General features: G+C 67.7%; 10 protein-coding genes. All 10 read left to right on the forward strand.

Annotation, left to right across the window (positions count from 1 at the left end):
- Positions 1–1445: phage tail sheath C-terminal domain-containing protein (locus H0U68_RS01035; RefSeq protein WP_296352271.1), on the forward strand; the 1445-nt coding region annotated here is incomplete at its 5' end.
- A gap of 44 nt (positions 1446–1489) precedes the next feature.
- On the forward strand, positions 1490–1948 hold the full coding sequence (locus H0U68_RS01040) for a phage tail protein (RefSeq protein WP_296352273.1): 459 nt from the start codon (positions 1490–1492) through the stop codon (positions 1946–1948).
- 4 nt (positions 1949–1952) lie between these two features.
- A complete protein-coding gene (locus H0U68_RS01045; RefSeq protein ID WP_296352275.1) occupies positions 1953–2423 on the forward strand; it encodes a phage tail protein in 471 nt (156 codons plus the stop codon).
- Positions 2424–2708: 285 nt separating this feature from the next.
- Positions 2709–2840: a hypothetical protein gene (locus H0U68_RS01050; RefSeq protein WP_296352277.1), complete on the forward strand. Its 132-nt coding sequence runs from the start codon at positions 2709–2711 to the stop codon at positions 2838–2840.
- Positions 2841–3054: 214 nt separating this feature from the next.
- The gene (locus H0U68_RS01055) at positions 3055–3234 is read left to right on the forward strand and encodes a DUF5908 family protein (protein ID WP_296352280.1); all 180 of its coding nucleotides are present in this window, start codon (positions 3055–3057) and stop codon (positions 3232–3234) included.
- A gap of 11 nt (positions 3235–3245) precedes the next feature.
- On the forward strand, positions 3246–3962 hold the full coding sequence (locus H0U68_RS01060; RefSeq protein ID WP_296352282.1) for a peptidoglycan-binding protein: 717 nt from the start codon (positions 3246–3248) through the stop codon (positions 3960–3962).
- 6 nt (positions 3963–3968) lie between these two features.
- Positions 3969–5774, forward strand: a complete 1806-nt coding sequence (gene vgrG, locus H0U68_RS01065; protein WP_296352284.1) for a type VI secretion system tip protein VgrG — start codon at positions 3969–3971, stop codon at positions 5772–5774.
- Between the two features lie 18 nt (positions 5775–5792).
- Positions 5793–6092, forward strand: coding sequence for a PAAR domain-containing protein (locus tag H0U68_RS01070; RefSeq protein WP_296352286.1), 300 nt, complete (start codon positions 5793–5795; stop codon positions 6090–6092).
- 5 nt (positions 6093–6097) lie between these two features.
- A complete protein-coding gene (locus tag H0U68_RS01075; protein WP_296352287.1) occupies positions 6098–6565 on the forward strand; it encodes a GPW/gp25 family protein in 468 nt (155 codons plus the stop codon).
- A partial coding sequence (locus H0U68_RS01080; RefSeq protein ID WP_296352289.1) for a hypothetical protein occupies positions 6562–7123 on the forward strand: 562 nt, incomplete at its 3' end. The genes H0U68_RS01075 and H0U68_RS01080, both read left to right, overlap by 4 nt.

The raw sequence follows: 7123 nt of genomic DNA on the forward strand, positions 1-7123 counted from the left end.
CGCCGGCACCCGCCGCTGCCACGCCGGCAGCTGCCCCCGCAGCCGGCGCACCGGCGCCCGCGGCCGCAGAGGCCGCTCCGCTGGCCGGGCGCGACCTCGCCGCGCTCAACGTCGGCGGCGAGAAGTACCTGCTGGCGCAGGCGGCCGGCTTTTACCTGCTGTACAACAGCATGCTGCACTTCTTCCAGAACGGCGGCGGCCCCTGCTACATCGTGTCCGTCGGCTCGTACGCGGCCGACCCCGGCTTCTCCATCGACGGCTCGCGCTTCGAGACCGCACTGGAAGAACTCACCAAGGAACTCGAGCCCACGATGATCGTGATGCCCGAGGCGATCCTGCTGAAGTCCAAGGATTGCTACGCGCTGCAGCAGCAGGCCATCCTGCACTGCGGCACGGTAATGAAGAACCGCGTCGCCATCCTGGATGTCTGGGAAGGCTACCGCGAGCGCAACGACACGCCCGACGTGGTCGCCCAGTTCCGCGACAAGATCGGCACCAACACGCTGGGCTTCGCCTCCGCCTACTACCCGTGGGTCAACACCACGATCGTGCAGGAACGCGATCTGAGCTACATCAACATCGCGTCGGCCGCCGACGGCCTGGACGTGCTGACCACCGCGCTGACGCAGGAAGCCGCCGCCGCGGTGCTGGGCGACAACACGTCCAAGTACGGCCCCGGCGTCACCCGCTCGGGCGACATCCCGCGCGAGGACAAGGCCGCCGTGGACCGCTACGACGCGCTGGTCGCCGAGATCAACAAGATCTCCACCGAAACCGACCCGACCAAGATGGGGCTGCTGGCCAAGACGCTGGCCACCATCAGCCCGTTCTACAACGCCGTCATCGGCGAGATGGCCAAGCGCCTGAACGTGCTGCCGCCCAGCCCGGCGATGGCCGGCGTTTACACCATGGTGGACAACGCGCGCGGCGTCTGGAAGGCGCCCGCCAACGTCAGCCTGAACAGCGTGGTGTCGCCCACCGTGCCGATCTCCAGCGAGCAGCAGGAAGACCTGAACGTCACGCCGCAGGGCAAGTCGATCAACGCCATCCGCGCCTTCCGCGGCGAGGGCACCCTGGTCTGGGGCGGCCGCACGCTGGACGGCAACAGCCTGGACTGGCGCTACGTCAACGTGCGCCGCACCATGATCATGCTGGAGGAGTCGATCCGCCTGGCCGCCAAGGCCATGGTGTTCGAGCCGAACGTGGCCAACACCTGGGTCACGATGAAAAGCATGGTCAACAACTTCCTCACCAGCGTCTGGAAGCGCGGCGGCCTGGCCGGCGCGGTGCCCGAGGACGCGTTCAGCGTGCACGTCGGCCTGGGCGAGACCATGACACCCGACGACATCCTCGAGGGGATCATGCGCGTCAGCGTGCTGGTCGCGATCAGCCGCCCGGCCGAATTCATCGAGATCACCTTCCAGCAGCAGATGCAGAAGTCGTGATCCAACCGAAACAACGCTCTAACCAAATATCGTGGAGGTGAAACATGGCAGATGACGGTTCCGCACAATCGACATCGATCTGGCCCATTCCGAAATTCCGTTTCGAGGTCAAGTGGGATTCGGCGGTGATGTCGTTCCAGGAGGTCTCCGGCCTGGACGTCGAGGCCCAGCCGATCGAGTACCGTTCGGGCGACAGCGCGACGTTCTCGACGGTCAAGATGCCCGGCATCAAGAAGTACAGCAACGTCACCATGAAGAAGGGCGTGTTCAAGTCCGACAACAAGTTCTGGGACTGGTTCAACAAGATCAAGATGAACACGATCAAGCGTGTTCCGGTCACGATCAGCCTCCTGGACCAGGACGGCAAGCCGACGATGGTGTGGACGCTGACCAATGCCTGGCCGACCAAGATCACGGGCACCGACCTGAAGGCCGAAGGCAACGAGGTGGCGGTCGAGACCATCGAGATCGCGCACGAAGGGCTGACGATCGCCAACGCCTGACGCCATGCCGACGCCCACGCCCGCCACGCTGTATCCGCAGGCCACGGCGTTCCATTTCAGCGTGACCTTCGGCACCACTGCGGCCGATGCCGACGCCTCTTTCCAGGAGGTGAGCGGCATCGGGCCAGAGTTCGAGACCGAGGCGCTGCCCGAAGGCGGCGAGAACCGCTACACGCTGATGGTGCCCAAGGCCGTGCGCCAGCCCAAGCTGACGCTCAAGCGCGGCACCGCGCCGCTGGACTCGCGCCTGGTGGCGTGGTGCAAGGCGGTCCTGGAGGGCGGCTTGGCCAAGCCGATCTATCCCAAGATGGTCAACGTCTTCCTGCTCGACCCCAACGGCCGGCCGCTGCGCTGCTGGAACATCCAGAACGCATGGCCGGTGAAGTGGGAGATGGAGCCGTTCAACTCCACACGCAACGAGGTTGCGGTGGAGAAGATCGAGCTCGTGTATTCGATGTCTGTTCGTGAGGTGTGAGGGTGGCTTCTTCTTTCGTCGCACCGCGCGTCGCGTCAGGCGGCAGCCGGTATGGGCTCATGCCGCGGCGGTCGGCGCTGCGCGCCGACTCCGCTGCGGTGTCCGGTCCGCAGCCGGCGCGGCGGAACTCGCTGCGCGCTTGCAAGCAAGCGCTCCGCTCAAACAGCCGCCGCGAGTCAGTTCACGATAAAAAATCTCCGATTTTTTCCGGCTGCGAACCGAACACCGCAGCCGCCCCAGAAATCGCCCACACCGGCCGCCGCCTGCCGCGACAAGGTAGCGCGCGTGGCGTTCGTGCCGTTGCGCGTCCACACCGTTCCTGCAAAGGCGCGGCCGGGCGGGCCGTGGCGCATCGTTCGCGAGGCGCCTGCGCTGTTCGATGTCGCGGGCGCGCGCGCAGCGCGCTTCGTCATCTGACTCGCCGCGGCTGTTTGAACGGAATAAAAATTTCCAATTTTTATGCAGTGAGTTCCGCGGCGGCCCGCGACATCGAACAGCGCAGGGGAGTCGGCGCGCAGCGCCGACCGCCTCGTGGATGCGCCACGGCCCGCCCGGTCGCGCCTTTGCCGCGCGGTCTTCGAGAGAGAACGCGAATGACGCACACCAACCGAAGCAACAAAGAAGTACCAGCATGACCATCGAAGTTCGCCAGATGGTGATCAAGTCCACCGTGGGTGCCGAAGAGAACGGCGCGCCGCAGCTGCTGCCTGGCCAGACCGACCAGCCGGAGCTGGAGCGGCTGCGCGAGGAGATCGTCGGGGAGTGCGTGGCGCTGTTCGAGCAGCGGCTGCGCGACCTGCGGGAACGCTGAGCGAGGCGCGCATGGCTACCGCTCCTGCCTTCGGCCAGAAGACGCTGCTCACGCTCACGCGGGTCTACGTCCGCCCGGAGGGCACGGTCCAGATCGACAGCGGCGTGACGTTCACGGCCATGGTCAACCCGGCCGAGATCAGCCACGACCATTCGATCCGCTACAACACGCGCCGCACGCTCGGCCAGGTGGGGTCCGACGCGAAGTTCAGCGCGATGAACCCCGACAAGCTGAAGTTCTCCATGGTGCTGGACGGCACCGGGGTCGTGCCGCCCGCAACGCCCAGCGCCAACGGCGCCAGCACGCCGCCGCCGGACGTGCAGACATTGCTCACGCAGCTCTACCAGGTGGTGTACAGCTACGTCAGCACCAAGCACGAACCCGGCCACGTGCGCGTGCTGTGGGGCACCATCATCTTCTTCGGCCGGCTCGATTCGCTGTCGGTGCGCTACACGCTGTTCAAGCCCAGCGGCGCGCCGCTGCGCGCGCGCGTGGAAATGGGTTTTATCGGCACCATGAGCAAGTCCGAGGGCGAGCTGATCTCCAACAAGTCCTCGCCCGACCTGAGCCACTCGGTGCTGGTGAAGGAGGGCGACACGCTGCCGCTGCTGTGCGACCGCATCTACAGCGACTCGTCCTATTACCCCGACGTCGCGCGTTTCAACGGGCTGGCGGATTTCCGCTCCCTCAAGCCGGGGCAGCGGCTGCATTTCCCCCCGCTGGGGTAATAGAGCATGCCCGGCGTTTCTCCCGCGCTCAACACCGAAGGGGCCGTGACCATCACGGTCTACTGCAACGGCGCGCCGCTGGCGGACACCGCCGCGGGCAACCTGCTGTCGGTCAACATCAAGCGGCAGCTCAACACCATTCCGTCGGCGCGCATCGTGCTGCGCGACGGCGACATGCCGACCATGACCTTCCCGATCAGCGACGCGGCGTCCTTCGTGCCCGGCACGCTGGTGCGCATCGACGCCGGCTACGACGGGACCGTGGCCACCATTTTCGAGGGCGTGGTGATGCGCCACGGCATGAAGATCCATGGCGACAACGACGCGCGGCTGGTGATCGAGTGCCGCGACAAGGTGTCGTCCATGACCATCGGACGCAAGAACGCCAACTACGTCGACCAGAAGGACAGCGACATCCTGAGCACGCTGTTCTCCGCCGCCGGCGTCAACGCCACCGTCACGGCCACCACCACCCAGCACCCGGAGATGGTGCAGTACTACAGCAGCGACTGGGACTTCGCGCTCGCGCGCGCCGACGCCAACGGCATGGTGGTCATCGTGACCGACGGCGTGGTGACGGCCGGCCCGCCCGTGGTGTCGGGCGCGGCGTCGCTCAGCGTCACCTACGGCACCGACCTGATGGAGTTCGAGGCCGACATCGACGCGCGCACGCAGCTCGCTTCGGCGCAGGCTGTGTCCTGGGACCCGGCCACGCAGGCCGCGCTGGCCGGCGCCGCCGCCACGCCGCCCACGCTCAATGCGCAGGGCAATCTCACATCCGCCACGCTGGCGCAGGTGCTGGCCGTGCCCACCTACCGCCTGCAGACACCGGCGCCGCTGGCTGCAGCGGAGCTGAAGACCTGGGCCGACGCGCAGCAGCTGAAGTCGTCGCTGGCGCGCGTGCGCGGGCGCATCAAGTTCCAGGGCAGCGCGCTGGCGCTGGTGGGCGGGCTGATCGAGCTGGCCGGCGTCGGCGAGCGCTTCAGCGGCACGGTGTACGCCACCGCCGTGCACCACGAGATCGCCGACGGCAACTGGTTCACCGACGCCGAGTTCGGCCTGTCGCCGCAGTGGTTCGCCGAGCGCGACGACGTGGTTGCGCCGCCCGCCTCCGGCCTGCTGCCGGGCGTCGAGGGCCTGCAGATCGGCGTAGTGATGAAGCTCGACGCCGACCCCGAAGGCCAGAACCGCATCCAGGTGTCCACGCCGGTGATGCAGGCGCAGACCGACGGCGTCTGGGCGCGGCTGGCCAATTTCTACTCGTCGCAGGCGTTTGGCGCGTTCTGGCTGCCGGAGATCGGCGACGAGGTGATCCTGGGCTACCTGAACAACGACCCGACCTGCCCGGTGATCCTGGGCAGCGTCTACAGCAGTTCGCGTACGCCGCCCTACACGCCCGAGGCGGCGAACAACACCAAGGCGATCGTCACGCGGGCGCTGCACCGCGTGGTGTTCGACGAAGAGAACAAGATCATCACCATCACCACGCCGGGCCTGAACCAGGTGATCCTGAGCGACCAGGCCAAGTCGATCCAGCTGCTGGACGAGAACGGCAACAAGGTGGAGCTCACGCCTTCGGGCATCAGCCTGACCAGTCCCAAGGACATCACCGTCACCGCCACCGGCAGCATCAGCATGACGGCGCAGACCGGCAGCGTGAGCATCACCGCCTCGGCGGCCGACGTCACGGTGTCGGGGCTGAACGTCAGCTGCACCGGCCAGATCGGTTTCACCGGCAAGGGCAGCGCCACCGCCGAACTCTCCGCCGCCGGCCAGACCACGGTCAAGGGCGCGCTGGTGATGATCAACTGAAGAAAAAGCACCAAGCACATGCCGCCCGCCGCCCGACTCACCGACATGCACGTGTGCCCGATGGTCACGCCCGCGCTGCCGCCCGTTCCGCACGTGGGCGGGCCCATCATCGGCCCCTGCGTGCCCACCGTGCTGATCGGCATGCTGCCGGCGGCCACCATCACCGACAACTGCGTGTGCGTCGGCCCGCCCGACGTCATCGTGATGGGCTCCATGACGGTGCTGATCGGCGGCAAGCCGGCCGCGCGCATCGGCGACACCTGCGCGCACGGCGGCTCCATCGTGATGGGCCTGCCGACCGTGATGATCGGAGGCTGACGCGCATGGAAGCTTCGCAAGGCAGCAAGCGTTTCCTGGGCACCGGCTGGAGCTTTCCGCCGGCGTTCGAGCGGCGCATGCACGCGGGCGGCGGCATGGACAGCGCGCGCGGCATCGGCGCGGCGCTGGTGTCGGCCGAGACCGACATCGAGCAGAGCCTGCGCATCCTGCTGGCCACCAACCCTGGCGAGCGCATCATGCAGCCGGCCTACGGCTGCGGCATCAAGCGCATGGTGTTCGAGCAGCTCAACGAAAGCCTGCTGACCGAGATGCGCCACATGGTGGAAAAAGCCATCCTGTTCTTCGAGCCGCGCATCACGGTGGAGGAGGTCGCCATCGACGCCGGCCGCTGGGAGGACGGCGAGCTGCGCATCCACATCGACTACACCGTGCGCACCACCAACAGCCGCTACAACATGGTCTACCCCATGTACTTCCGCGAGGGCACGGGCCTGGGGGTGGCGTCCACATGATCGACGGCACCGAGCAGCGCGAGCGCCGCCCGTCGGCGCTGGCGGGCGACTATTTCCAGCCCGACGAGGCCAGCTTCGGCCAGCTCGCCGCCATGGGCGAGGGCCTGGCCTCGCACCTGCGCTTCCACGAGGAGCAGGGCGGCTCGCCGGGCACCTGGGCGGCGCTGTTCGACACCGACGAACTGCTGGTGATGGCGGCGATCCTGGGCTACGACCCCGCGCCGCTGAAAGCCGCGCTGCTCGACGACTTCGAGGCCACCACGCCGCAGCGCCTGGCCCAGGGCGTGCTGCAGCTGGCGGCGCGGCTGGACGGCTGGTACCGCAAGCTGCACATGATCGATGGCGACGGCGCGCGCGCCGTGGCGGGCACCATCGGCCAGCTGGTGCAGCGCCACCTGGCCGACGACATGCTGTGGCTGCGCGAGCACTTCGCGCCGCCGTCCTGGAACGGCGAGCTCAAGGGCTACGCGCACGGCAGGCTGGACGGCATCTGGTTCCAGCGCGGCGTGGCGGCGCGCCCGCGGCGCGGCCGCGGCCAGCGCGACCTGCTGCGCGCGG

Origin of the sequence: Ramlibacter sp., assembly GCF_013697775.1 — a bacterium.
Taxonomy (GTDB): domain Bacteria; phylum Pseudomonadota; class Gammaproteobacteria; order Burkholderiales; family Burkholderiaceae_C; genus Ramlibacter.